The organism is Actinacidiphila sp. bgisy167, assembly GCF_057707665.1.
Genome location: NZ_JBYIQP010000028.1, coordinates 14,793 through 37,387, shown reverse-complemented (window position 1 = coordinate 37,387; position 22,595 = coordinate 14,793). Strand labels below are relative to the sequence as shown.

General features: G+C 72.6%; 16 protein-coding genes and 2 pseudogenes. 9 read left to right on the top strand and 9 right to left on the bottom strand.

Annotated features, from left to right (window positions below; genetic code table 11):
- Positions 1 to 139: 139 nt before the first annotated feature.
- The gene (locus tag AC3ET4_RS13855) at positions 140 to 1,852 is read right to left on the bottom strand and encodes a hydrogenase maturation protein (RefSeq protein ID WP_431949037.1); all 1,713 of its coding nucleotides are present in this window, start codon (positions 1,850 to 1,852) and stop codon (positions 140 to 142) included.
- Positions 1,853 to 2,437: 585 nt separating this feature from the next.
- On the opposite strand from AC3ET4_RS13855, the pseudogene AC3ET4_RS13850 reads away from it, so the two are divergent.
- Together AC3ET4_RS13850 and AC3ET4_RS13845 are read left to right on the top strand one after the other, a co-directional pair.
- Positions 2,438 to 3,632: pseudogene (locus AC3ET4_RS13850) on the top strand (alginate lyase family protein).
- 211 nt (positions 3,633 to 3,843) lie between these two features.
- Positions 3,844 to 4,203, top strand: coding sequence for a nuclear transport factor 2 family protein (locus AC3ET4_RS13845; protein ID WP_431949036.1), 360 nt, complete (start codon positions 3,844 to 3,846; stop codon positions 4,201 to 4,203).
- 90 nt (positions 4,204 to 4,293) lie between these two features.
- Here the strand turns inward: AC3ET4_RS13845 and AC3ET4_RS13840 are convergent, their stop codons facing one another.
- The 3 genes from AC3ET4_RS13840 to AC3ET4_RS13830 form a co-directional block, all read right to left on the bottom strand.
- Positions 4,294 to 5,175: an alpha/beta fold hydrolase gene (locus AC3ET4_RS13840; protein WP_431949035.1), complete on the bottom strand. Its 882-nt coding sequence runs from the start codon at positions 5,173 to 5,175 to the stop codon at positions 4,294 to 4,296.
- 343 nt (positions 5,176 to 5,518) lie between these two features.
- Positions 5,519 to 6,253 carry a PhzF family phenazine biosynthesis protein gene (locus AC3ET4_RS13835; RefSeq protein ID WP_431949034.1) on the bottom strand — a complete coding sequence of 245 codons (735 nt, stop codon included), beginning with the start codon at positions 6,251 to 6,253 and terminating at the stop codon, positions 5,519 to 5,521.
- Between the two features lie 13 nt (positions 6,254 to 6,266).
- Positions 6,267 to 6,869, bottom strand: a complete 603-nt coding sequence (locus tag AC3ET4_RS13830; protein WP_431949033.1) for a DUF4328 domain-containing protein — start codon at positions 6,867 to 6,869, stop codon at positions 6,267 to 6,269.
- 338 nt (positions 6,870 to 7,207) lie between these two features.
- On the opposite strand from AC3ET4_RS13830, the gene AC3ET4_RS13825 reads away from it, so the two are divergent.
- Entirely contained in the window at positions 7,208 to 8,542 is a 1,335-nt protein-coding gene (locus tag AC3ET4_RS13825) for an MFS transporter (RefSeq protein ID WP_431949032.1), read from the top strand.
- Positions 8,543 to 9,048: 506 nt separating this feature from the next.
- Positions 9,049 to 9,675 carry a TetR/AcrR family transcriptional regulator gene (locus AC3ET4_RS13820; protein WP_431949031.1) on the top strand — a complete coding sequence of 209 codons (627 nt, stop codon included), beginning with the start codon at positions 9,049 to 9,051 and terminating at the stop codon, positions 9,673 to 9,675.
- A gap of 173 nt (positions 9,676 to 9,848) precedes the next feature.
- On the opposite strand, the pseudogene AC3ET4_RS13815 reads toward AC3ET4_RS13820, so the two are convergent.
- Positions 9,849 to 10,108, bottom strand: a pseudogene (locus AC3ET4_RS13815) (transposase); the annotation flags it as partial.
- A 640-nt stretch (positions 10,109 to 10,748) separates the two neighbouring features.
- On the opposite strand from AC3ET4_RS13815, the gene AC3ET4_RS13810 reads away from it, so the two are divergent.
- The 5 genes from AC3ET4_RS13810 to AC3ET4_RS13790 all read left to right on the top strand — a co-directional run bounded on the left by AC3ET4_RS13810 (position 10,749) and on the right by AC3ET4_RS13790 (position 15,669).
- Positions 10,749 to 11,588, top strand: coding sequence for an oxidoreductase (locus AC3ET4_RS13810; protein ID WP_431949030.1), 840 nt, complete (start codon positions 10,749 to 10,751; stop codon positions 11,586 to 11,588).
- A 108-nt stretch (positions 11,589 to 11,696) separates the two neighbouring features.
- Positions 11,697 to 12,578, top strand: coding sequence for an SDR family NAD(P)-dependent oxidoreductase (locus AC3ET4_RS13805; protein ID WP_431949029.1), 882 nt, complete (start codon positions 11,697 to 11,699; stop codon positions 12,576 to 12,578).
- Positions 12,579 to 12,842: 264 nt separating this feature from the next.
- On the top strand, positions 12,843 to 14,294 hold the full coding sequence (locus AC3ET4_RS13800) for an aldehyde dehydrogenase (protein WP_431949028.1): 1,452 nt from the start codon (positions 12,843 to 12,845) through the stop codon (positions 14,292 to 14,294).
- A 453-nt stretch (positions 14,295 to 14,747) separates the two neighbouring features.
- Positions 14,748 to 15,002: a hypothetical protein gene (locus tag AC3ET4_RS13795; RefSeq protein ID WP_431949027.1), complete on the top strand. Its 255-nt coding sequence runs from the start codon at positions 14,748 to 14,750 to the stop codon at positions 15,000 to 15,002.
- 280 nt (positions 15,003 to 15,282) lie between these two features.
- Complete coding sequence (locus AC3ET4_RS13790; RefSeq protein WP_319134278.1) at positions 15,283 to 15,669, top strand: carboxymuconolactone decarboxylase family protein; 387 nt, start codon at positions 15,283 to 15,285, stop codon at positions 15,667 to 15,669.
- A 244-nt stretch (positions 15,670 to 15,913) separates the two neighbouring features.
- Here the strand turns inward: AC3ET4_RS13790 and sbnA are convergent, their stop codons facing one another.
- The 4 genes from sbnA to AC3ET4_RS13770 all read right to left on the bottom strand — a co-directional run bounded on the left by sbnA (position 15,914) and on the right by AC3ET4_RS13770 (position 22,590).
- The gene (sbnA, locus tag AC3ET4_RS13785) at positions 15,914 to 17,008 is read right to left on the bottom strand and encodes a 2,3-diaminopropionate biosynthesis protein SbnA (protein ID WP_431949026.1); all 1,095 of its coding nucleotides are present in this window, start codon (positions 17,006 to 17,008) and stop codon (positions 15,914 to 15,916) included.
- Positions 17,009 to 17,234: 226 nt separating this feature from the next.
- Entirely contained in the window at positions 17,235 to 18,305 is a 1,071-nt protein-coding gene (gene sbnB / locus AC3ET4_RS13780) for a 2,3-diaminopropionate biosynthesis protein SbnB (protein WP_431949025.1), read from the bottom strand.
- Entirely contained in the window at positions 18,302 to 19,336 is a 1,035-nt protein-coding gene (locus tag AC3ET4_RS13775) for a TauD/TfdA family dioxygenase (RefSeq protein ID WP_431949024.1), read from the bottom strand. The genes sbnB and AC3ET4_RS13775 overlap by 4 nt, the downstream gene beginning before the upstream one ends.
- The gene (locus AC3ET4_RS13770; RefSeq protein WP_431949023.1) at positions 19,333 to 22,590 is read right to left on the bottom strand and encodes a non-ribosomal peptide synthetase; all 3,258 of its coding nucleotides are present in this window, start codon (positions 22,588 to 22,590) and stop codon (positions 19,333 to 19,335) included. The genes AC3ET4_RS13775 and AC3ET4_RS13770 overlap by 4 nt, the downstream gene beginning before the upstream one ends.
- Positions 22,591 to 22,595 lie beyond the last annotated feature (5 nt).

The following is a 22,595-nucleotide window of genomic DNA, read 5'->3' as shown; positions in this document are numbered from 1 at the left end:
GCGGCCGGCGGGCAGGACTTCGAGCCGGTTGACCGGCTGGAGGCGGAGCCGGCTGACGGCGGGTGGGTCCTGGTGGTCGCGACTCGGAGAAGCGTGTCCTTGAGACGGCCCCCTGAAGACCCGACCGGGCGGTGCGTGCTCACGGGCAGGTGGCGTCCGGTGCGGCGCGCAGGTGGGGCGGGGTGCCGGCGGGCGCGCGGCGGTGCACGAAGGCGGAGCGCAGCGCGTGGTAGGGGGAACCGGGGTCGAAGAAGGCCTCGCGCATGCGGGCGAGTTCCGTCGCGCGATGGTGTGCCAGGGGGCGCTCTGCCTCACGGCGGTCCGCCTCCGCCTTCTTGGCGGCGATCCTGGACTGGATCCCGGCCGAGCGGGCCAGGCGGGCCGCGAGGCGGGCGACGTCGGCGCCGAATTCCTGCGGGCCGCACATCAGCAGCCGGTCCACCAGGCCGATCCGCAGGGCGGCGGCCGCGCCGACCGGAAGGGCCTGCTCCGTCAGGCGTGCGGCCGTGGCGGGGCCGACCCGGCGGGGCAGGGTGTACGTCCAGTACTCCGAGCCGTACAGGCCCATCAGCCGGTAGTGCGGGTTGAGCACCGCGCCCTGGCGGCACCAGACCTCGTCCGCGGCCAGGGCGAGCATCACGCCGCCCGCGCCCGCGTTGCCGCCGAGTGCGGCGACCACCAGGCGGTCGGTGGTGGTGAGGACGGCCTCGACCAGGTCGTCGATGGCGGTGATGGCGGCCCAGGACTCGGCGCCCGGATCGGCGGCGGCCTCGATGGTCTTGAGGTCGATGCCGTTGGAGAACACGTCCCGGGTGCCGCCCAGCACCAGCACCGAGGTGGGCCGTGTGCAGGCGTGGCGGTACGCCGCGAGGAGCCGGCGGCTGTCGGCGGCGGACATGGCGCCGCCCGGGAAGGTGAACGACAGGACGCCTGCCGTGCCTTCCTCGCGGTAGCGGATGTCGGCCCAGGTGTCCCGGTCGCCGGCGGACTCCGGGGGCAGCGGGTCCTCCGGCAGCGGCGGCAGGCGGTCGCCGAGAGCGGTGACGGCGGGCAGCGCGAACGTGGGCGGGCCGTCCGGAGCGGGGCGGGGCCGCAGACGGGGGATCCACACCGCGCCGTCGCGGGTGGCCCGGCACACCGCGCCCGAGCGGGTGGCCAGCAGTCTTCCGGGTGCGCCGCGCAGCCGGTCCTCGGGGTGGCCGCCGTGCAGGAACCACGGGGCGCCGAGGAGTTCGTCCAGGACGCCAGGCCTGGAGTCTGCGGCGCGTAGCTTGCGCAGCACGGTCGCGGTCGGGTCGGCGGTCCAGTCGATGCGCCGCTCGTCCTGCCGGAGCGGGGGCCGGACGCTCACGACCGCCCTGAGCGCCGGGTCGTCCTGCTGTCTGGGGACGTACGCGCCCGAGGCGAACCGGTCGACGGCCAGCAGGACGGCCTCCATCGCCGCGTCCGACACCTCGCCCCGGTACAGGTCGCTCTTGCCGACGGGCGGCACCGCGCAGTCCACCGAGGCCCACACCGGGCCCGCGTCCATCTCCTCCTCGGCCTGCAACACCGTCACGCCCCAGACCGCGGCGCCCTCCTGCACGGCGCGGTCGAGCGAGGACGGGCCGCGGTCACCGGGCGGGCCGGGGTGCACGATCAGGCAGGTCCGGGCGGCCCGGACGTCCGCGGGGATCGCCGTCGTGAGCATGGGCGCGACGACGAGTTCCGGCTCGTGGCGGGCGACGGCCGTGCGCATGGCGTCGGCGTCCGGGGTCACCTCCACGGCGACGGTGTGGCCGAGCTCGCCGAGTTCCGCGTAGGCGCGCTGCGTCAGGCTGTTGAACGCCGACGCCATGAGCAGGATGTGCATGACGACCTCCCGGGCCGCCCGGCACGATCGGGGAGGGGGAAGCACCGGCCCCGGCCTCCAGCGATGATGCCCGTCCGGAGGGCGACCGGGGGTGCGGCCCGGCCGCCGGTTCACCCGATCGCCGCCTGGGGTGCCGCTTCGGGGCCGCGGGACCGGCGTCGCCGGGCGGGCGCCGAGGGCGGCGGCGCCGCGCGGCCTGCCGTACGGGCCTGCGTGGTCGCGCGGTCGGCGCCGCGAGTTCCGCGTGGGCGCGCTCGGTGACCTGGGTGAGGACGCGGCCGGTGGCGGCCAGGTCCACGGCGGGTGTCCCGCCTCCGGACGCGGGGGTCGTGGGTGCGCTCGCTCAGGCGGGGACGACTCCAAGGCGCGCGGGCGGGGCCCGCGCCTCAGCGGGACGTCACGCGCCCGGCCCCCTGGCGGCACGGCGGGACCTGCGTCGCGCCGTCACGGGTCATCGGCCGTGTGTGCAGGGAGGCTTGACGGGGCATTGGTCTAGTCCTACCGTCGTTTCTTCATCGCCATGTTCACAAGGGCACCCATCATTCACGCTTGTGAACGCGCCGTCTCCTGGGAAGGCGTCCCCCCATGCCCCTGAGAGCACGAGGTCACCTCACCAAGGGCGTCATCGCCCTCGTCGCGGCGCTGGTCGCCGCCCTCCTGACCGCCCTGCCCGGCGGCGGCCGTGCCGAGGCCGCGCCGGCCGCCTTCAGCCACCCCGGCGTCCTGGTCAGCCGCGCCCAACTCGACTTCGTCCGCGGCAAGGTGCAGGCCGGAGCCCAGCCGTGGAAGGGTGCGTACGACCAGATGATGGCGTCGCGGTACGCCTCGCAGTCGCGCCCCCAAGCCGCGCGCCATCGTCGAGTGCGGTTCCTACTCCAACCCCAACAACGGCTGCACCGACGAGCGCGAGGACGCGATCGCGGCCTACACCAACGCCCTGGCCTGGTACATCACCCGCGACGCCAGGTACGCGCAGAAGGCGATCCAGTTGATGGACGCCTGGTCGGCCACCATCGCCGACCACACCAACAGCAACGCCCCACTGCAGACCGGCTGGGCCGGCTCCGTGTGGCCGCGCGCCGCGGAGATCATCCGCTACACCTACACCAGTTGGCCCAATGTGAACCGCTTCGCCACCATGCTGCGCGACGTCTACCTCCCCGAGGTCGCGGGCGGTTCCAGGAGCAACGGCAACTGGGAGCTCACGATGATGGAGGCCGCCGTCGGCATCTCCGTCTTCCTCGACGACCGCACCTCCTACGACAGGGCGGTCACCCGCTACCTCAACCGTGTCGCCGCCTACGTCTACCTGGACACCGATGGCGCGCTGCCGAAGACGGTGCCGGGTAGCGGGCTCGACACCCGCGACGAGATCATCAACTACTGGCAGGGGCAGTCCACCTTCGTGACCGGTCTGAGCCAGGAGACATGCCGCGACTTCACGCACACCGGCTACGGCATCTCATCGATCGCCCATGTCGCGGAGACCAGCCGCATCCAGGGCGAGGACCTCTACCCCCAGGTCGGCGAGCGGCTCCGGCACGCGCTGGGCTTCCACGCCAAGTACCAGCGGGGTGAGGCAGTGCCGTCCTGGCTGTGCGGCGGGCGCCTGACCCTGGGGCTGGGGCCGGTCACCGAGGTCGGCTACAACGCGATGCACAACCGGCTGGGCTACGCCATGACGAACACCCAGGCGCTCACCGAGTCCCAGCGCCCGGCCGGCACCAACAACCTCTTCGTCGCCTGGGAGACGCTGACCCATGGCGACAACCCGGCCTGAGCCGGGTCGAGTTGATCGGCGTCGTCAGCCGACCGGCGCGGACCGTCCAACGGGGGCCGATCCGCGCCGGTCACCCGGCCGACCCGCGGCCACCCCGACTTCCGTGGAGGTCACCGCCGCGCCGGCCGGCGCGGCGCACCGCTGTGGCCTTCGCTCGTCCGACTCCGGCGTCAGCGTCGACCGGCCCGCGGGCCTGCGGCAGACTGCAGCCATGACGCCGACCGACGCCACCGCGGTGGTACACGCACACGTGCGGGCCTTCAACGACCGCGACCTCCACGCGCTCATGGCCGGGTTCACCGACGACGCCGTATGGGTCACCGGCACCACGACGGTGAGCGGCCGCGCCGAGCTCACCGCGCTCTTCGCCGAGGCCATGCGCGGGCTGCTCCCCACCCTGCAGATCCACCACCTGATCACCGGGGGCGACCGCGCCGCCTGCGAGATGACCGAGACGCTCACCTACCACGGCGAGCGCCGCACCTGCCCCATCACCGCCTTCTACCGGCTCCGCGACGGCCGGATCGCCTCGGCGAAGGTATACCGCGAGGGCAGCGCGGACGTGGTCTGACCGGCGTCGTCAGGGCGGTGCGCCCTACCTCCACGGCCCGCGGCGACCGCGGAGCTCAGCGCGTGTTCCCGGCCCGGCGGACTGGTGACGTCATGGTGTGACGTCGGCGACGAACTCGCCCAGCACGCGGGCGAAGTCCGCCGGTGCCTCGACGTGCGGCGCGTGCCCGGCACCGGTCATGACCTGCACCGCGCCGCGCCACAACGAGGGCGCGGCGACCGCGCGGAGATAGTCGAGGCTGACCAGCTGCTCGCCCTCGCCCTGCACCACCGCCAGGGGCTGGGCCAGCCGGGACACGATCTCGACCTCGTCGGTGAAGTCGCCCGACCCCAGGCAGGCCCACAGGCCCACACGGGCCGCGCCGTCCGTGGCGAGGATGTCCGCGACGAGTTCGGCGGTCGGGACGTCGGACCCGGGAGCCAGAAAACTCTGGGCGTAGGACAACGCCGTCGCGGCGTCCACGTCACCGGTGAAGCCCGTCTGCACGGCGGGATTCGGCAGGAACGCCTTGCCGAAGTCGGCGAGGCCGCCGACGGGCGGGGCGCCGAAGAGGAAGAACCCGGCGGCCTCGGGCAGGCGGGACGCGGCCTCGAGCACGATGTGCCCGCCCAGGCTCCATCCGGCGACCACGGCGTCCCGGGCGTCCAGGGCGGTCGCGAAAGCGGCGAGAAGCGACGCGTAGGACCGGATCGAGTAGTCCTCGGGCCGCTCGTGGCGGGCCGACCTGCCGTGGCCCGGCAGATCCAGGGCCAGGCAGCGGTACCGCTGACCGAAGGGGCCTTCCAGCAGCGGGCGCCAGACCCGCGAGGACGAGGAGTTGCCGTGCACGAGGACGACGGCGCGTCCCGTGCCCTCGGATTCCGCGTAGGCGATCTCCTGCTGGGCGATGGTGATGGTGCGTTCCCTCACGATGCTTCCCTTGATCGTGGACAGGGCTGTCGGCAGCATGCGCCGCCGGCTGCGCTGACCCATGGTGTCGTCGTCCCGTGCGCCCGAGCCGCTTCCGCCGGTCCCGGCCCACGGACCCCGGCCCGCCCCGTCCGCACCCACCGGTACCTCGGGAGCGCGCGGTCCGCCCGCAGGTGGTGCGGGCGCGCGGAGGCGTCTTGATCATAGATGGCACATGCGCTCTATGCGCACGGGCCCACGGTCGCGGTTTCGCGGCAACACCGTTCATCGGGCCGCGAGTTCGTGACCGGTGGCGTGTGCGGTCGCCTCCGTTCCGGGGGAGCGGGCGCGGGCGATCGGCTCGGCGGTCGCCGCATGGGCGGGGTCCGGCGAGGGGCGCACCGACGCCGGATCCGCCCGGCGCGGGTCAGAGGTCGAGCAGATGGATGCGGCGGCGGGGCGATGCCGGGCTGCCGAGGGTGATCGCCGGACGAGTGGCGGCGGAGGCGCCGGGAACGGCGCGTTCGAGGTGGACCCGGCCGGCGAGCTCGACCAGGCCGTCCCGTCCGGGGGCGGTGAGGACCTGGGAGCCGCGGCCCTGGGAGATGTTGAGGGCGCGATGGAGGCGGTCGGTGAGCAGGAGCGCCGCCGAGCCGGTGGCCTCGACCTCCTCGACGCCGTGGCCGCGGCCCGGGAAGCCCCGGGCGCGGACGCGTCCGGCGGGTTCGTCCTCCCAGGCCCAGGCGCAGACCCACTCCCCGGGCGGCGGCACGGGCAGCGCGTCCACCTCCCCGGGTGAGTCATACTGCCGCAGCGTGCGGGGCGGCGCCCAGGAAGGGCGGGCCTCGAGCCAGGTGAACTCGCCGTCGAGGCGGACGCCGACGACGCCGGCCGGCGTGATCAGTTCCGGGGCGTCCAGCAACCAGGCGGCGCCGATGCAGGGGGCGCCGGCGAAGGGCAGCCGTCCGTCGCCGGAGTGGATGTCGATGACACCCCGTTCGGGGTCGTCGACGAACACGGTCGCGGTCAAGCCCGACCGCCGGGCGAACGCGACGCGGTCCTGCTCGCCGGTGACGGCGCTTCCGTCACGTACGACGGCGATCCTGTCGCCGCCGTCGCCGTCGGGTCCGCAGAAGACCCGCACGATGTCGTAACCGATCATGGTTGAGCCTGCCTCACGCCTGCGCGACGGGGGAGGAGGGAGCCGGGGCGGCGAACGCGGCGCCTTGGAGCGTGGTGATGCGCTCGATGACGAGGCACAGGAGCCCCCCAGCGGCGAGCATGAGCGCTTCGGTGACTGCCAGGGCGGCCCGGGAACCCGGGGCGGCCTGGGTGGTGAGCGTAAGGGCGATTCCGTGCCCGACCCAGGCCGCCCACCAGAGGTTCACCAGTGCGGAGTCGCGTCCCGGGTTCCAGGCCGGTGAGCTCGCGCGCCCGATGCCGAGGACGAACCGCCGGGGCACGAAGAGGTTCACCACGGGGATCAGCCAGGCCCCGATCAGCCAGCCGCCACCCGGGAGCGCGGCCTGCGGTGCCAGCGCCAGGGCATTGCGCCGGGACCGGGCCAGCCACACGAGGAAGAGCACGACCGCGAGTGTCATCAGATAGACGAAGATCTGGGACACGGAGCCGGAAGTGTGCAGGGTCGCGGCCGAGGGATGGATCCGCCGGTTCTGGACGGCCACCGCCCGGAACACGTCCAGGACGGCGGCCGCGGCTATCGCCGCCTGCGCGCAACGAGCAAGGATCAACGGGGATCCGGGGGGTTTGCTGGACATGGTGGAGGGCCTGTCTCGGGTCGTGCACGGCTCTGGTGGACACGGGAGCGGAGTGATCATAGGGGCTGAGGGGGGCACGTGCGTGCGAGTTCGGGTCTTCGGGGATCAGTGGTCACCGGATGCTGTCGCCGAGGCTGCCGAGGCTGCCGAGGCTGCCGAGGCTGCCGAGGCTGTCGAGGCTGTCGAGGGTGCGTCGGGGGTCGCCGCCGGTCGTGCCGTCGCCGCCGGTCGGGCCGGTGTCGCCGAGCGGGGCCGGTGCGAGGGGTGGGAAGAGAACGCGGCGCGGCGGCGTTGGGCGATAAGTGAACAGACTGGTCTACCTGGAGAAGGATGGTCGCATGCAGCCCGCCCCGCAGGACCACCACGGCGTCATCACCCTGGCATCCGGCACCGGCTCGGCGGGCGGTAGCGAGCGTCCCGCCGGCAAGCGGCCCGGCGGGCGGGGACGGCACGCATCGGCGGAGCGCCGCGGAGGCGTCGCGGGCGTGCTGCCTCAGCGCGCGGCCTTCTACCTGCTGGCCTCGATCGTCGTGTCGTTCCTGGCCGGCTCGAGCGCCCCCACCCCGCTGTACGCGGTCTACCAGGCGGAGTGGGGCTTCGGACCGGTCACCACCACGCTGGTGTTCGGCGTCTACGCGATCGCCGTCCTGGTCGCGCTGCTCACGATGGGACGGCTCTCGGACCACCTGGGCCGCCGCCCGGTGCTGCTCGGGTCGCTCGCCGCACAGGTGGCCGCGATGGTGGTGTTCGCGACAGCCCACGGGGTGCCGGAGCTGATGGTCGCCCGCGTGATCCAGGGCCTTTCCACCGGTGCGGCGCTGGGTGCGGTCGGCGCGGGCATGCTGGACATCGACCGCCTCCGCGGCACCGTCGCCAACTCCTTCGCCCCCGGTGTCGGCACCGCCGCCGGTTCCTTGGTGTCGGCCTTCCTGGTGCAGTACCTGCCCGCCCCGACGCACCTGGTCTACCTGGTTCTGGCCGCCGTGATGGCGTTGCAGGCACTGGGCGTGGTCCTGATGCGAGAGACGGTCACACCCGAGCGGGGAGCGCTCGGCTCGATGGTCCCGGACGTCAGGCTGCCCGGAACCGTGCGGCGCGCCGTCCTCACCGCGGTCCCCATGCTCATCGCGGTCTGGGCGCTGGCGGGCTTCTACGCCTCCCTGAGCCCGGCGCTCGTGCGGACCCTCAGCCACTCCACGTCCGCCGTATACGGCGGCCTGGCCCTGTCCGTCCTCGCAGGGGTGGGCGCCGCCACCACCCTCCTGCTGCGCTCTGCGCCCGCGCGCGGTGTCATGTTCACCGGGATCGCCACCACCGTCGCGGGCGTCGCCGTGACCCTGGTCTCGGTCCAGAACGGCTCGCTCGCCCTGTTCTTCGCCGGTTCGGTCATCGCCGGCATCGGCTTCGGCGGCGGCTTCCAGGGCGGCATCCGCACGGTGATGCCCCTGACCGCCGCCCATGAGCGCTCCGGGGTGCTGTCCCTGCTGTACGTGGTGTCCTATCTGGGCATGGGATTGCCCTCGGTGATCGCCGGCTACCTCGTCGTCCACGCGGGCGGCCTGATGGTCACCGCTCGCGAGTACGGCACTGCCGTCATCGTCCTGGCGCTGCTGGCCCTGATCGGACTGCTGACGGATCGGCGCGGCGGCCGCTCGCGACCCGTCATCGTCTGAGACGGGCCAAGGGGGCCGGGGAGCGGCGCCGGCCGAAGGGGGCGCGACGGCGATGGGGCGCGCGACACGCACCCCGGTGGCCGGAGCGCCGGCGCGGGGCTTCGTCAGGCCCGAGAGAGCGGCTCACTCCGGTGCGCCGCCCTGTCAGGCGGTCGGTGACCCGCAGGGCCCGCGTGCTCCGGCCGGATCCCCGCCGCCCTTCCGTCGCCGGGTCGGCTTCGGCCTCCTGCGGAACGAGCACTGCCGGCAAACCTGCGGCATCCCGATGGGACAGCCACGAGCCCTGCTGAAGCCGTTCCGCTGCCTGAGCAGGGGTGTCGTAGTAGCCAGGCTCCTCCGGCTCGTCGTCGGCTGCGAACGGAAGGGGCCGAGCAGATCAAGGTGCACGCCCGATGCTGAGGCCGGATGGGTCATCGCCCCCGCCGGTGGGCGGCTGAACGGAGCTGTCGAGGGAGCCCTTCCCTGAAGTAGAATGAACAGACCTGTCTGCGGGAAGGGTGCTTGCCATGTCAATCAAGACTGCGGCCAAGGTGTCTGCGCGTGAGCGACTGCTCGAGGCGGCTGATGAGCTCTTCTACGCCGAAGGCGTGCGGACCGTCGGCATCGACCGGGTGATCGAGCGTGCCGGGGTGGCCAAGGCTTCCCTGTACAACAGCTTCGGCAGCAAGGAAGGCCTGGTCTGCGCCTACCTCGAAGAGCGCTTCGCGCGCCGGAAGGACCGGGTCGCCCGTACCCTTACCCGCTTCCGTACCCCGCGCGAGAAGCTGCTCGGCGTCTTCGACGCGTTGGGCGAGGCGACCACCGAGCCCCGCTACAACGGCTGCCCCTTCGCACGGGCCACCTCCGAGATGCCTGTCGACAGCGCCGTCGGCAAGGTCGCCGACGACTACCGTGTCTGGTTGCGCGGCCTGTTCGCGGAACTGGCCGGCGCGGCCGGATGCGCCGACCCCGGGACGCTGGCCGTCCAGCTCCTCATGTTGTACGACGGTGCGGGGCAGGCGGCACGCATGGACCGTGATCCCTCCGCCGCCACGACCGCCCGCGCCGCCGCGGCCATCCTGCTGGACGCGGCACTGCTCACCTCGGCCGCGCCCGCGGACTCGATCCGGCCGACCACGAGGTCGTCGGTGTAGGAGGCCACACGGATAGGCGGGCCGGCGTCGCGGGTCGATGGCTCTCGCCTGGCGGCGTTGTCGTCGGTCGCCGCAGCTCGGCTGCGTCTTTCTTCTCCACCTTGCCGGACTCGGCCCGGTCACGTCCGTTGGAGGGGTGTATCGCCGGGCACTCGGTGATCTCTTCTTTGACGTCATGCGGTGAGTGCGGTGGGCAGGACGGTGTCGTCGGTATCTGACTCGATCGGGTGGAGCCGGGCCGTGGCCGGCAGGTCGCGGCCCATGTAGCGGCGGGCCTCGGTCCGCTCGTCGTTCTGGTCGGTCAGGACCGCGCCGACCAGGCGGATCACGGCGGTGCGGTCGGGGAAGACGCCGACCACGTCGGTGCGGCGCCGGATTTCTTTGTTCAGCCGTTCCGGGGGGTGTCGGACCAGGTCTGCCGCCAGACGCGCTGTAGTGGGTGTTGAGGTAACACTCCCGGTCACCACCCGCCTCGCCGTGGATGGTGGAGTGGATCTGCTGGGTGTGGGCGCCGGTGTCGGCACGAAAACCCGGGCCCAGCCGTTCAGGTTCTGGCCGAGCGTCCAGGTTCCGGTGACGGTCATCACTCCGTTGTCGCCGCGGAAGGGCGTCCAGGAGCGTGACGCCCGAGTCCTTCAGCTGGGTGCCGACGGGCTCCCCGGCGAGGAACCTCTGGCCCTCGGTGCCCTGGCGCAGGTCCACATCACCGAGCTTGCCGGGGGCGATCACCGAGTAGGACAGCCACCGGCCGCGGGCGGACAGCCATGCGGCCCGCCGCTCCACCCCTCCCGGCGCACCCCTGCCCGCCCCGTTCGGCCTCGGCCCCTTCCGCTCCCGGCGGGGCCGCGGCGGCGGCCGGGGCGTACGCCAGGACCACGAAGGGGCTGCCAGGGAGCACGCATGGGCGCCTTGACGTCCATGTTTCTGCCGCACTTATACCCACTTAACTGCAATGTGAGATGTAGTACACCACTTCAATGCAACACCAGCGTTGCATTTCCAGGGACTTTGTCTACAGTGAAGTTGCCGCCCCAATCGGGCGGCGCGCGAAACGACGAAACGAGGAACACTCAATGTCACGGAATTGGCTGATCACCGGTGGCTCGCAGGGGCTGGGCAGGGCTCTGGTTCTCGCGGCCCTCGATGCCGGCGACCGGGTCGTGGTGACCTCCCGCAAGCCCGGCTCCCTGGCCGACCTCCAGGCCGAGTACCCCGAGCGCCTGTCGGCCGTCGCCCTGGACGTCACCTCCCCGGCCCAGGCCAAGGACGTGGTGGCCGCCGCGGTCGAGCGCTTCGGCTCGATCGACGTCGTGGTCAACAACGCCGGCTACGCCACCAGCGGTTCCATCGAGGACTTCCTCGAGGACGAGTTCCGCGCCCAGATCGACGCCAACATGTGGGGCGTGATCAACGTGACCCGCGCCGTGCTTCCGGTGATGCGCGGCCAGCGCTCCGGCCACATCGTGCAGATCTCCTCCATCGGCGGCCGCGTCGGCGGGACGCCGGGCCTCAGCGCCTACCAGACCGCGAAGTTCGCGGTGGAGGGCTTCTCCGAGGTGCTGGCCAGCGAAGTGGCTCCCTTCGGCGTGAAGGTCACCATCGTCGAGCCGGGCGGCATTCGCACCGGATGGGCGGCAGGCGCCGCCGAGCCGTCCGGTCCCATCACCCCCGACTACGAGCAGACGGTCGGTGCCTGGCTGGGCAACTTCGCCGAGTACGCGGGCAACGAGCCCGGCGACCCGGCCCGCATGGCCCAGGCGATCATCGAAGCGGTCGAGGCCCCGAAGCCGCCGCGCCGTCTGCTGCTCGGCAGCGACGCCCTGGGCATCGCGATCGCCTCCGAGGAAGGCCGCCTCGCCGAGGCCAACGAGTGGGCCGAGGTCAGCCGTTCCACGGACTTCCCGAAGGCCTGACACACGAGCACGGCACCGGTCGGAACGCTCGCCGGACCGACCGGCGCCGGACCCGCGGCCCGCGGCTCGCGGGCGACCGGGGCCCCTGAGTACTGAGGGCAGGAAGCAATGACCAAGACCTTTCTGATATCCGGCGCGGCCGGCGGCCTCGGCGGTCGGGTCGTGGAAGCGGCTCTGGCCGCGGGCCACAACGTGGTGGCGACAGACCTCGCGCCGGACGCCGTCACCGTTCCCGTCGAGCACCGCGACCGACTGCTGGTGCGGGCCATGGACGTGACCGACCTGGCAGCCGTACGCGGCGCGGTCGCCCACGCGGTGGCGGAGTTCGGCACGATCGACGTGCTGGTGAACAGCGCCGGCACCCGCGGCGTCGGCTCGATCGAGGACATGTCCGAGGACGAGTTCCGCCGCAACGTCGAGGTCAACTTCTTCGGCGCGGTGAACACCGTGAGGGCGGTGCTCCCGGTGATGCGGCCCCGCCGTTCCGGCAGCATCGTGAACGTCTCCACCATCGGCGGCCGCCGCAACCAGCCCGGGCTCGGCGCCTACCAGTCGGCCAAGTGGGCGCTGGGCGGCTTCACCGAGATCCTCGCCCGTGAGGTCGCCCCCATCGGTATCCGCGCCACCCTGGTCGAGCCCGGAGGCATTCGGACCCCCTGGGCGGCCGCGCCGATGCCGGTGCCGGACATCCACGCGGAGTACGAGGAGACGGTCGGCAGGTTCGCCCGTACCTACAGCAACAACCCCGACGTGCAGCGCGGCGACCCGGCAAAGATGGCCGCCGTCATCCTGCGGCTCACCGAGGAACCCGAGCCGCCGGTGCGGCTCCTGCTCGGCTCCGACGCCGCCTGGATCGCCCCGCAGATCACCGAGGCGCGGGCCGCGGAGGACGCGGCCTGGCGCGAGGTCAGCGCCTCCACCGACCTGGACGGACTCGGCGACTTCGCCGACACCGAGGTCGCGCGGATGGTCCGCCCCGCCGGGAACTGAGCCCCGCCCCGCACGGGTGAGCCGGGCACGCCGCACGGCGGACGGCCCGCCCCCTTCACGGACTTCTGCGTGCGTCCGGGCGTGCGCCTCAGCGCCTGCGACCACGGACCCGGACGGCGGCGCAGACACCCGGTCGCACCGGCAGACCCCCCCTCCAGCCGGTGAGACTTCGCCCGGCGCGCGCATCTCACGGAGTGCGCGCCCCCCGATATCACCCCTCCACATCCTCACCCCCCACGTTTCACACGAAGGAACCGCAAAGACATGTCTGTTCGCGACAAGCTCTACATCGGCGGAGCCTGGCTCGCCCCCAGCAACCCCGACATGCTGCTCGACATCCGCTCCCCGCACGACCAGTCCGTGCTGGGCAGCGCCGCCCAGGCCGCGCCCGCCGACGTCGACGCGGCCGTCGCCGCCGCCCGCAAGGCCTTCGACCACGGCCCCTGGCCGCACACCACCCCCGAGGAGCGCCAGGCGATCGTCCGCCGTTACGACGAGCTGCGCGCCGCCCGCGCCGACGAGGTCGCTCTCGCCATCTCCGTCGAGAACGGCTCGGCCCACTGGTTCACCAAGGTCGGCCAGCCCTTCCTGAGCCGCCAGGTCAAGGCGTACCTGAAGGCGGCCGAGGAGTTCGGCTGGGAGGAGATCGTCGAGCCCTCCGACGACTCCGTCGCCTTCGACACCATCGTGCGCCGCGAGGCGATCGGCGTCGTCGCCGCCGTCATCCCGTGGAACTCCCCGTTCTCCGCCGCCACCGCGAAGTTGGTCCCGGCCCTGCTGGCCGGCAACACCGTGGTGCTGAAGGTCTCCCCGGAGAACTCCCTCAGCATGGCGCTGCTCGCCGACCTGTGGCATGAGGCCGGTCTGCCCGAGGGCGTCCTGTCCGTCCTGCCCGCCGACCGTGAGACCAGCGAGTACCTCGTCTCCCACCCCGGCATCGACAAGATCTCCTTCACCGGCTCCACCGGCGCCGGCCGCCGCATCGGTTCCATCGCCGGTGACCACCTCAAGCGGGTCGGCCTGGAGCTGGGCGGCAAGTCCGCCGCCGTCATCCTCGAGGACGCCGACCTGGAGGCCGCGATGGGCGGCCTGCGCTTCGGCTCGCTCGGCAACAACGGCGAGGCCTGCATCCTGCAGACCCGCATCCTCGCCCCGCGCAGCCGGTACGAGGAGGTCGTCGAGGCCGTCAAGACGATGGTCGAGTCCCTCAAGGTCGGCGACCCGGCCGCCGCGGACACCTTCATCGGCCCGATGATCCGCCGCGACCAGCAGCAGCGCGTCATCGACTACATCAACATCGGCATCGAGGAAGGCGCCCGCCTGGTCACCGGCGGCCCGCAGATCCCCGAGGGCCTGGAGAAGGGCAACTACGTCACCCCCACCGTCTTCGCCGAGGTCGACAACTCCATGCGCATCGCGCAGGAGGAGATCTTCGGCCCGGTCCTGGTCGTCATCGCCTACGAGGACGAGGACGACGCCGTCCGTATCGCCAACGACTCGGAGTACGGCCTGTCCGGCGGTGTCTGGAGCGCCGACCCGGACCACGCCCTGGCCGTTGCCCGCCGCCTGCGCACCGGCACCGTCACCATCAACGGCTCGTCCATGAGCTTCGACGGTCCCTTCGGCGGCTTCAAGGCCAGCGGTCTGGGCCGTGAGTACGGCAAGGTCGGCCTGACCGGCTACGTCGAGCACAAGACCATCACCCGCAACCGGTGACACCGGCGCCGTCCATGTCGAGCGGCGGCGTCTGTCGGGAGGGGCTCGGGTGTGCCCCTCCCCACCCCTCCAAGGCGTCCCGCGCGTGCCGCACCGTGCGCGGGAGGCCACTCTCCCCCGAAGGAGACGACCATGTCCGACCGAGGGAGGTTCCTCTGCCGCAGGGTCCTCGGTGAGCTGCGGTTCCACGCCCTGGGCATGTCAGGGGACGAGCCGCTCCCGGCACGCGGAACCGAGCCGCCGGCCGGCGGTCCCGGCGGCGGCCCCGCCCGGCGGTCCCGGCCGCGGCCCCGCCCGGCCGGCCGGCCGTACCGTCACCACCCCGTCCGCCCCAGGTTTCGCCGGCCTCACCCGTACAGCTGACGCCTGGTCGCATGACCGCTGCTGAGACCCTCTTGCCCCGCCACCGTACCGCCCTGTCCACCGGGCGGTCCTGACTGAGGATTCCACCCCATGCAGTCCGTACCCCCCGGCCGTCCACGGCTGCGCCGCGTTCGCCTTCCCGGCACCGTGTCCCTGCCGGCGCTCCCGCGCACCGACGACCCGCGCACCGACGACCCGCACTCCGGGCACCGCGCCGGCGACAAGCCCGCGCGCGGCACGGCGGGTGGGACGGACGTACGCCACGCATGCCGGGCGGGGCCGTCGACCACCGACCCGTTCCCCGACGGACCTCAGCCGTTCTCCGAGGCTCCTTCGATCGGGTGAGGCCCTCGGTGCAGGCGGCGTGTGGCGGATGCGCTCCGTCGGACATCCGTGCGAGGGGAGGGGGGAGGGATGTGGCGCGCCAAGAGCCGAGCCGTCGCTGCGTGTCTGCACTGCGGGTACGGCGCTTGCGGCACCCGGAGGGCCGGGAGTCACCGAGGTCCGGAGCGACGGTTGCGCGCGGCTTCGGTGCGGTAACGATCGCGAGTGCGGGCGGTACCGGACGCCGGGGCACCCGCTTCCGAACGGCTCACCGGAGAACCCGATCGAGGAGAGGTACAGGATGAGTGCCGACGAGGAGTACGAGACCGCGCTCGCGACCGCCGGGGAACTTCTGGGGCAGCGGCTCGAGTTGCCGCTGGCACCGGGTGAGCCCGCGGCGGGGGCCGACTTCCGCAAGGTGGCGACGGTGCACGCCTTCGCCGACTCCTGGACGCGCACCGCGCTGTCCACGCATGACCGGTCGCTGGTGTCGGTCGCGATCGCCGCGACGCTGGGCGCGGAGGAGCCGCTGCGCGGCCAGTTGCGCATCGCGCTCAACAACGGGGTGACCAAGGAAGAGGTCGTCGACCTGTTCATCCATCTGGCCGTCTACGCGGGAGTCGCCCGCGCCTTCGAGATGTACCAGGTGGCCGTCGCGGTGTTCGCGGAGCACCCCTCCGGCTCCTGAGTCCGCGCCGCCCACCGGATCCTCCGGTCCCGGGCAGGCGGCATCGTCACTCCGGCCGCCCCTGTCCCGGGGCGGCCGTACGGCGTTCAGGGGGTCCTTGGCACCGGCGAGCAGACCGGCGGCCGAGATTCCACGATGCCCCGCGCGCAGGCGGCGGCGGAGGTGGACGCGGACGTGCTGCTGCGGCGGTCGGGGACCGCCGCAGCAGCATGGGGCCGACGGGGGCGGCGGTGCCGCCCGGCCGTCAGTGCAGTTGGCCGTCGGGGGAGACCGACGGCGTCGTCGCCGGTTCGGCGGTGCCGGTCGCCGAGGGCGAGGCGGCCCAGGCGGCCTCGGCCGCCGCCGCCCACGCGGGGTCGGCCCAGGAGGCGTCGGCGCGTTCGTCCGGTTCGAGGACGTCCTCGCCGTACAGGTCCTGCAGCCAGTTGCTCTGGTAGATCGTGTCGAGGTAGCGCTCGCCGAGGTCCGGCGCGATCGCCACCGACGTGAGGCCGGGCGCGCCGTTCTTCTCGAGCCAGCTGGTCGCCCCGCTGACCACGGTGCCCGTCGAGCCCCCGAACAGGAAGCCGCGGCGGGCCAGCCGGTGGCAGGCGCGGATGGTGTCCGCCTCCTCGACCAGCACGACCTCGTCCACGAAGGACTCGTCGAGCAGCGGCGGATGGACGCTCATGCCCAGCCCGGGGATCATCCGGCGGCCGGGTGCCCCGCCGAAGGTCACGGAGCCGACGCTGTCCACCGCGACGACCTTGACCGGCCGGGACCACTCCCGGAACCAGCGGGCGCAGCCCATCAGGGTCCCGGTGGTGCCGGCCCCGACGAACACGACGTCGACCTCGGGGAACTGGCGCGCGATCTCCGGAGCGGTCGTCCGGTAGTGCGCCCTCCAGTTGCCCGGGTTGGTGTACTGGCTGAGCCAGACGTACCGGTCGTCCGAGGCGCACAGCGCGCGGACGAAGTCCAGCCGCGCGCCGAGGTAGCCGCCGTGGGCGTCCGGCCCGGAGATGATGTGCACCTGGCTGCCCAGGGCCTTCATCAGGAGCCTGGTCGACAGGTTGCACCGTGCGTCGGTGACGCACAGGAACCGGTAGCCCTTGCTGGCGGCGATCATGCTCAGTGCCACACCCAGATTGCCGGACGAGGACTCGACCAGGATCGAGTCCGGAGTCAGGATCCCCTCCCGCTCGGCAGTCTCCACCATCTCGGTCGCGGCTTTGAGCTTGATCGAACCGGCGAAGTTGAAGCCCTCGCACTTGAGGAAGAGTGATTGCCCGAAGATCGACTCGAGGTCGACGAAGAGCTGTTCCTCGTTGAAGGCCTGGGGAACGGATATGACTGTCACGATGGCCTCCTCATCTGCAGCGCCTGTCCCGTCCAGACGGGGGAGCAGCGCGTCAGCGGCCGCTGTGTCCTGCACTGATGAGCTTGCGTGGCTGGACCGTTGGTCTTTCCCGGAGGTACTCCCGCATGCGGCTCCTTGTGGTCGGTCGCCGTGGCGCCCGCGCCGGTGTCGGGGGCCCTGGCCCTGACCCGGGGGCCCGATGTCGTGGGGGCGGGGTCGCGGCTGTTCATCCGAACCGGCGCAGTTCGTGGAAGAAGTCGTCGACGACCTGCAGCTCGCCGGAGCGCGCCACCTCGTCGTAGACGTACTTGCCGACAGCGAGGTCGAGGACCCCGAGGCCGAAGGGCGAGAACACCACGGGGCGGTCCTCGCGGAGCGCCACCCGTCCGGCGATCACGTCGTCCAACGTGCCGGTCAGGAAGTCCCGGTTGCCCGTGAGCTGCTCCGCCAAATGCGGCGAGGTGTCCGCCTTCAGGCAGTGCTCGACGTCGTCGACCACGTTGGTCGAGCCGAGCACGATCTCCGGCGTGAGGTCGCGCAGCGACATGTGCAGCACGAGCGGCTTGTGCCCGAACCAGGTCATGTCCCGTACGTGGGGCTCGCCCGCGACGGTCGCGAAGACCACCAGGTCGCTCGCGCGGATGACCTGCTCGGGGTCCTCGTACAGGGTGACCCGCCCCGGGGCGTCCGTCTGCTCGAGGTAGCCGCAGAAGCCCTTGGCGCTCTCGGCCGACAGGTCGTGCACGCCGACCTCGTCGAAGTGCCACCCGTTCCCCACCAGGTAGGTGTGGATGTAGCGGGCGATCAGGCCCGTCCCGAAGAAGCCCACGCGCCGGGGCCGGCGGTCGGGACGGCTCAGCCGGTCGGCGGCCAGGGCCGCCATCGCCGCCGTCCTGGTGGCGCTGATGATGGAGCTCTCCAGGCAGGCGATGGGGTAACCGGTGTCGTGGTCGTTGAGGATCAGCACCGCCGAGGCCCGCGGGATCCCGGCCGCCACGTTCTCCGGGAAGCTGGAGATCCACTTCAGGCCGTCCACGCGCACGTCGCCGCCGATGGAGGCCGGCAGGGCGATGATCCGCGCCGACGGGCGGTCGGGGAACCGCAGGAAGTACGACGGCGGGTTCACCGAGTCGCCGGCGGAGTGCAGCCGGTAGGTGGACTCCACCAGCTCCGTGATCTGCTTCTCGCGCCCGTGCAGCGCGCGCTGGACCTGGACACCGGGCACCACCGCGAACGGCGGTACGGTGAGCGGCCCGGAGGGCGCGGAGCCCTGGGCGGCGGAGCGGTTGCTGGTCATGCGGTGGTCACCTCGACGGTCGGGGAGCAGTCGGCAAGGCGCACCGCGTCGGCCATGCCGACCAGCACCTCACGGGAGCCCTCGTAGGACTCGCGGCTGTGCGCGGTGCGGATGTTGTCGACGAGCATCAGGTCGCCCGTCTGCCACGGCTCGCGGGCGGTGTTGGCCTCGTAGACGGAGTTGAGCAGCTGGACGACGTCCGCGCCGATCGGGTCGCCGTTGCCGAAGCAGGTGTTGAACGGCAGGCCGTCGGATCCGTACATGTCCACGAGGTACTCGTGCACCTCGGGGTCCATCGTCCATTCGTTGAGGAACGCGATCTGGTTGAACCAGCAGCGCCGACCCGTGACCGGGTGGCGGACGACGGCGCTGCGCCGCTGGCGGGTGCGCAGGGCCCCGTCCGGCTGCCACTCGAAGGCGATGGCGTTGGCGCGGCAGTAGTCCTCGACGGCGGAGCGGTCGTCCGTGCCGAAGGCCTCGGCGACGGTCGCCCCGATCTCGTCGTTGTAGCTGCGGGTGAGCAGCCAGCCCTCCCGCTCGAAACGCTGGACCAGTTCGGGCGGCAGTGCCTCGAGCACGGTCGGCGCGTCGGCCACCGCGGTGGCCCCGCCCTTGTCCGGCGCGGTCAGGCAGGCGAACATCATCAGGCCCGGGAACTCGAGGCGGTAGCTCAGCTCGTGGTGCATGCACATCGGCTGGTTGGGCGGCCAGGTGGAGGAGGAGTACAGGCCCTCGGCGTAGGTCCGCCGGGACGCGAAGGCCTCCTTCTCGGCGGTCAGTCGGCCGGCCAGTCGCCGTACGACACCCGCCGCCTTGTCCGCGTCGGTCAGGCCGAGGCCGCGGATCAGGACCGAGCCGTGCTCGGCGACGACCGCGCGCAGAGCGTCGCGGTGCCCGTCGGCCCAGCCCGCCGGGTCCGCGACGGCCCCGGTTCGCAGAATCGGGGGTGAGCCGGGCCGCAGCTCGAGATCGAGCAGGGACGGAGGGGAAGCTGAGGTCGACAACTGCGTCTCCTCTCGGTTGCCGTTCATGGGGAGGCCAGAAGTTCGGCGGCGCGCAGGACCGCCTGCGCCACCTCGTCCGGGCAGGTGCGGGGGAAGTGGTGACCGCCGCGGGGGAGCTCGTACAGCTCGACGTGCTCGGCCAGCAGCAGCCACTCGCGGTACCGGCGGGAGTGATCCGCCGTGTACGGGTCGTCGGCGGCGACGACCACGGTGACCGGCGCCGACAGCCGCACCGGCGGTGCGGAGTCCAGGGCGTCGGCGAAGTATCGGTTGGCCGCCACGCAGTCGTGGCGGTAGGCGGCGGCGACGTGCTCGGCACGCGCCCGGTCCAGCTCGGCGAGCTGGCCGTAGCCGCCGTCTGCGCTCAGTTCGGCGGCGATCTCGGCGGCCCCGCGGGCGGCCAGTTCCTCGGCCGCTGCGCGCCGCGCGGCGGCGTCGCCGAGCAGTTGCGCGCCGAGGAACACACGCTGGACCGCCACGCCCCGCTCCCGCAGCCGCCGGGCGGTCTCCACCGCGAGGGCGGTGCCCGAGGAGTGGCCCCACAGCAGGATCCGGGAGAGCCCACGGTCGACGATCTCCTCGACCACCGCGTCGACCACCCGCTCCATCGGGACGAACGCCTCGTCGCGGGCGGCAGGGTCGTGGCCGGGCAGCTCGACGGCGTGGACCGCGCAACCCGATGGCCGCAGCGCCGCGGCCAGCGGCCGGAAGTTCACCGCGTGGCCACCGGCGTACGGGAAGCACACCAGGGTGGCGTGCGGTTCGCCGTCCGGCTCCGACAGGGTCTGCAGCAGTCCGAGCCGGCGCGCCGTGCGGCCGTCGACCACGTCGGCGAGGTCGGCGAGGACCGGGTGGGCCGTGACGTCCTTGAGGGAGATCGCGCGGTCCAGCAGGATCGCGAGCCGTACCGCCGACAGGGAGGTGCCGCCGCGGTCGAAGAAGTGGTCCAGGCGCCCGATCCGCTCCTGCGGGATGCCGAGCACCGTCGACCACGCCTTCGCCAGGCGCCGCTCGGCGGGGGTGGAGGAAGTCTGCCGGCCATCCGGCTCCGCGGCGCTCTCCTCGGGTCCCTGCTCCGCGGCGAGCGCCGTCAGCGTCTTTCGGTCGATCTTGCTGTTGGCGGTCAGCGGCAGGCTTTCCCTCCAGTGGAAGGCCGCGGGCACCATGTAGGCCGGCAGGGACTCCGAGAGGTGCTCGCGCAGCGTTTCCACCGCCACGGGCTGCGGGCCCGAGTAGAAGGCGACCAGCTGGTCGCCGTCGGCGCTGACGACGACCGCGCCGTCGTGCACGCCCGGCGCCCGCACCAGGGCGTTCTCGATCTCGCCGATCTCGATGCGGAAGCCGCGGATCTTGACCTGGTGGTCCTTGCGGCCGAGGAACTCCAGCGTGCCGTCCGGGTGCCAGCGGCCGTAGTCGCCGCCGCGGTACAGCCGTTCCCCGGCGTGGTGGGGGTCGGTCAGATACACCTGCCGGGTGCGCTCGGGGTCGTTGACGTAGCCGCGGCCCACGCAGACCCCGGAGAAGACGACCAGGCCGGGCGCGCCCAGCGGCACGGGGGACAGGTGCTCGTCGACGATGTACACGCGGACGTTGTTGACGGGCGGTCCCAGCGGAACCCAGTCGGTGTCCGGGACCCGTTCCATCACCGCGTGGTTGGTGTCGTCGCTGGTCTCGGTCAGCCCGTAGGCGTTGACCAGCTTCACACCCGGCCGGGCGGCGAACCAGCGCTTGACGAGGTCCATCTTCAGGGCCTCGCCGGTCACCGACACGCAGCGCAGGTCCGGCAGTTCGCGCGGCTGGCGCTCCAGGGCGGACAGGACGACGTCCAGGTAGGAGGGGACGAGCTGCACGACGTTCGCCCGTTCCTCGGCGATCCTGTCGAGGAAGCGGTCGGCGTCGAGGATCGTCTCCTGCTCCACCAGCAGGGTGCGCCCGCCCACGAGCAGCGCCGAGACCAGCTGCCACAGCGAGATGTCGAAGCACTGCGGGGCGGTCTGCGCGACCACCTGCCCCTCGCCGATGCCGAGGTCGTCGATCTTGGCGTAGAGGTGGTTGAGGAAGCCCGCGTGCTCGCACATCGCGCCCTTGGGCTCCCCGGTCGAGCCGGAGGTGAAGTAGATGTACGCCAGCTGGTCGCGCGCGACGGGCACGCGGGGGTCCTCGCCGGGGTGGTCCTCGGCATAGGCGTCATCGACCGGCAGGCGGTGTACGTCGGGCAGCGCGGACAGGGCCTCGTCCAGCGTCGCGGTGCTGCCGTGCTCGGTCAGCACCAGCCGGCACTCGGCGCGGGCCAAGGTGGTCCTGATCCGCCCGGCCGGGAAGTGCGGCTCGATCGGCAGGTAGGCGCCGCCGGCCTTGAAGACCGCCAGCACGGCTGCCAGCCAGTCCAGGTTCCGCTCGGTCACCACCGCGACCACGTCCTCGCGCCGCAGACCGCGCGCCAGGAGTGCGTGGGCCAGGCGGTTGGCGCGGGCGTTGAGCTCGCCGTACGTCCACCGGCGGTCCCCGTGGACGGCCGCGACCGCCTCCGGGTGGGCCCTGGCCCGCTCCTCGAAGAGCTCGTGCATCCGCCGGTCCGGCAGCTTGCGGCGCGGTCCGGCCATCTTGTGCAGTTGCAGCCTGTTCTCCTCCGCGGACAGCAGGCTCCCGCGGGTGTGCTCGGCGTCCAGGTCGGCGGCGATCCGGGCGAGTGCGGCCAGGTGGTAGCCGGCGACACGGGCCGCGGCGTCCTCGTCCATGACGTCGGTGGCGTAGCGCAGCCGCAGCGAGAGGCGGCCGTCGCGGTCCGAGACGCCGACCCACAGCACGGTGCCGGGGGCGAGTTCGACGCCGCCGCCGGACAGGTCGAAGACCGTCTCGAAGAGCGGCTCGGCCAGGTCGAGCTCCTTGCGGAGCGCGTCGACCGGGAAGTCCTGGAAGGCCAGTACCTGCTTCTCCGCATCGCGCGCGCCCTGCAGCAGGGAGCGCCACGAGCCGGGGCCCGCCGACAGCCGGCACGGCAGCACGGCTCCGCCCGCCGCGACGTAACCGGTCACGACGTCGGTCTCGCCGCAGAGCACGGCCAGCACCTTGGCGTGCGCGGCCAGCAGGACCGAGCCCAGCGGGACGGCGACCTCGTCCGCCACCCGGCGCACGGACGCCGTGAGGCCGTCGGGGACCGCCACCACGTGCTCGGCGGCGCCGGTGACCGCCGCGGAGGTCCAGCGAGGGATCGCGGTGAAACCGCCCCCGAGGAGCACTCCGCGCCAGAAGTCCCGTCCGGCCTGCGCTGCCATGTCCATCGACC

What these genes read in the sequence shown, in the direction of transcription:
- AC3ET4_RS13800 (WP_431949028.1), top strand. Translation starts at nt 12,843, where the DNA reads ATGTCTGTTCGCGACAAGCTCTACATCGGCGGAGCCTGGCTCGCCCCC.
- AC3ET4_RS13795 (WP_431949027.1), top strand. Translation starts at nt 14,748, where the DNA reads ATGCAGTCCGTACCCCCCGGCCGTCCACGGCTGCGCCGCGTTCGCCTT.
- AC3ET4_RS13845 (WP_431949036.1), top strand. Translation starts at nt 3,844, where the DNA reads ATGACGCCGACCGACGCCACCGCGGTGGTACACGCACACGTGCGGGCC.
- AC3ET4_RS13830 (WP_431949033.1), bottom strand. Translation starts at nt 6,869, where the DNA reads ATGTCCAGCAAACCCCCCGGATCCCCGTTGATCCTTGCTCGTTGCGCG.
- AC3ET4_RS13770 (WP_431949023.1), bottom strand. Translation starts at nt 22,590, where the DNA reads ATGGACATGGCAGCGCAGGCCGGACGGGACTTCTGGCGCGGAGTGCTC.
- sbnB (WP_431949025.1), bottom strand. Translation starts at nt 18,305, where the DNA reads ATGACCAGCAACCGCTCCGCCGCCCAGGGCTCCGCGCCCTCCGGGCCG.
- AC3ET4_RS13835 (WP_431949034.1), bottom strand. Translation starts at nt 6,253, where the DNA reads ATGATCGGTTACGACATCGTGCGGGTCTTCTGCGGACCCGACGGCGAC.
- AC3ET4_RS13790 (WP_319134278.1), top strand. Translation starts at nt 15,283, where the DNA reads ATGAGTGCCGACGAGGAGTACGAGACCGCGCTCGCGACCGCCGGGGAA.
- AC3ET4_RS13825 (WP_431949032.1), top strand. Translation starts at nt 7,208, where the DNA reads ATGCAGCCCGCCCCGCAGGACCACCACGGCGTCATCACCCTGGCATCC.
- AC3ET4_RS13775 (WP_431949024.1), bottom strand. Translation starts at nt 19,336, where the DNA reads ATGAACGGCAACCGAGAGGAGACGCAGTTGTCGACCTCAGCTTCCCCT.
- AC3ET4_RS13840 (WP_431949035.1), bottom strand. Translation starts at nt 5,175, where the DNA reads ATGGGTCAGCGCAGCCGGCGGCGCATGCTGCCGACAGCCCTGTCCACG.
- AC3ET4_RS13855 (WP_431949037.1), bottom strand. Translation starts at nt 1,852, where the DNA reads ATGCACATCCTGCTCATGGCGTCGGCGTTCAACAGCCTGACGCAGCGC.
- AC3ET4_RS13805 (WP_431949029.1), top strand. Translation starts at nt 11,697, where the DNA reads ATGACCAAGACCTTTCTGATATCCGGCGCGGCCGGCGGCCTCGGCGGT.
- AC3ET4_RS13810 (WP_431949030.1), top strand. Translation starts at nt 10,749, where the DNA reads ATGTCACGGAATTGGCTGATCACCGGTGGCTCGCAGGGGCTGGGCAGG.
- AC3ET4_RS13820 (WP_431949031.1), top strand. Translation starts at nt 9,049, where the DNA reads ATGTCAATCAAGACTGCGGCCAAGGTGTCTGCGCGTGAGCGACTGCTC.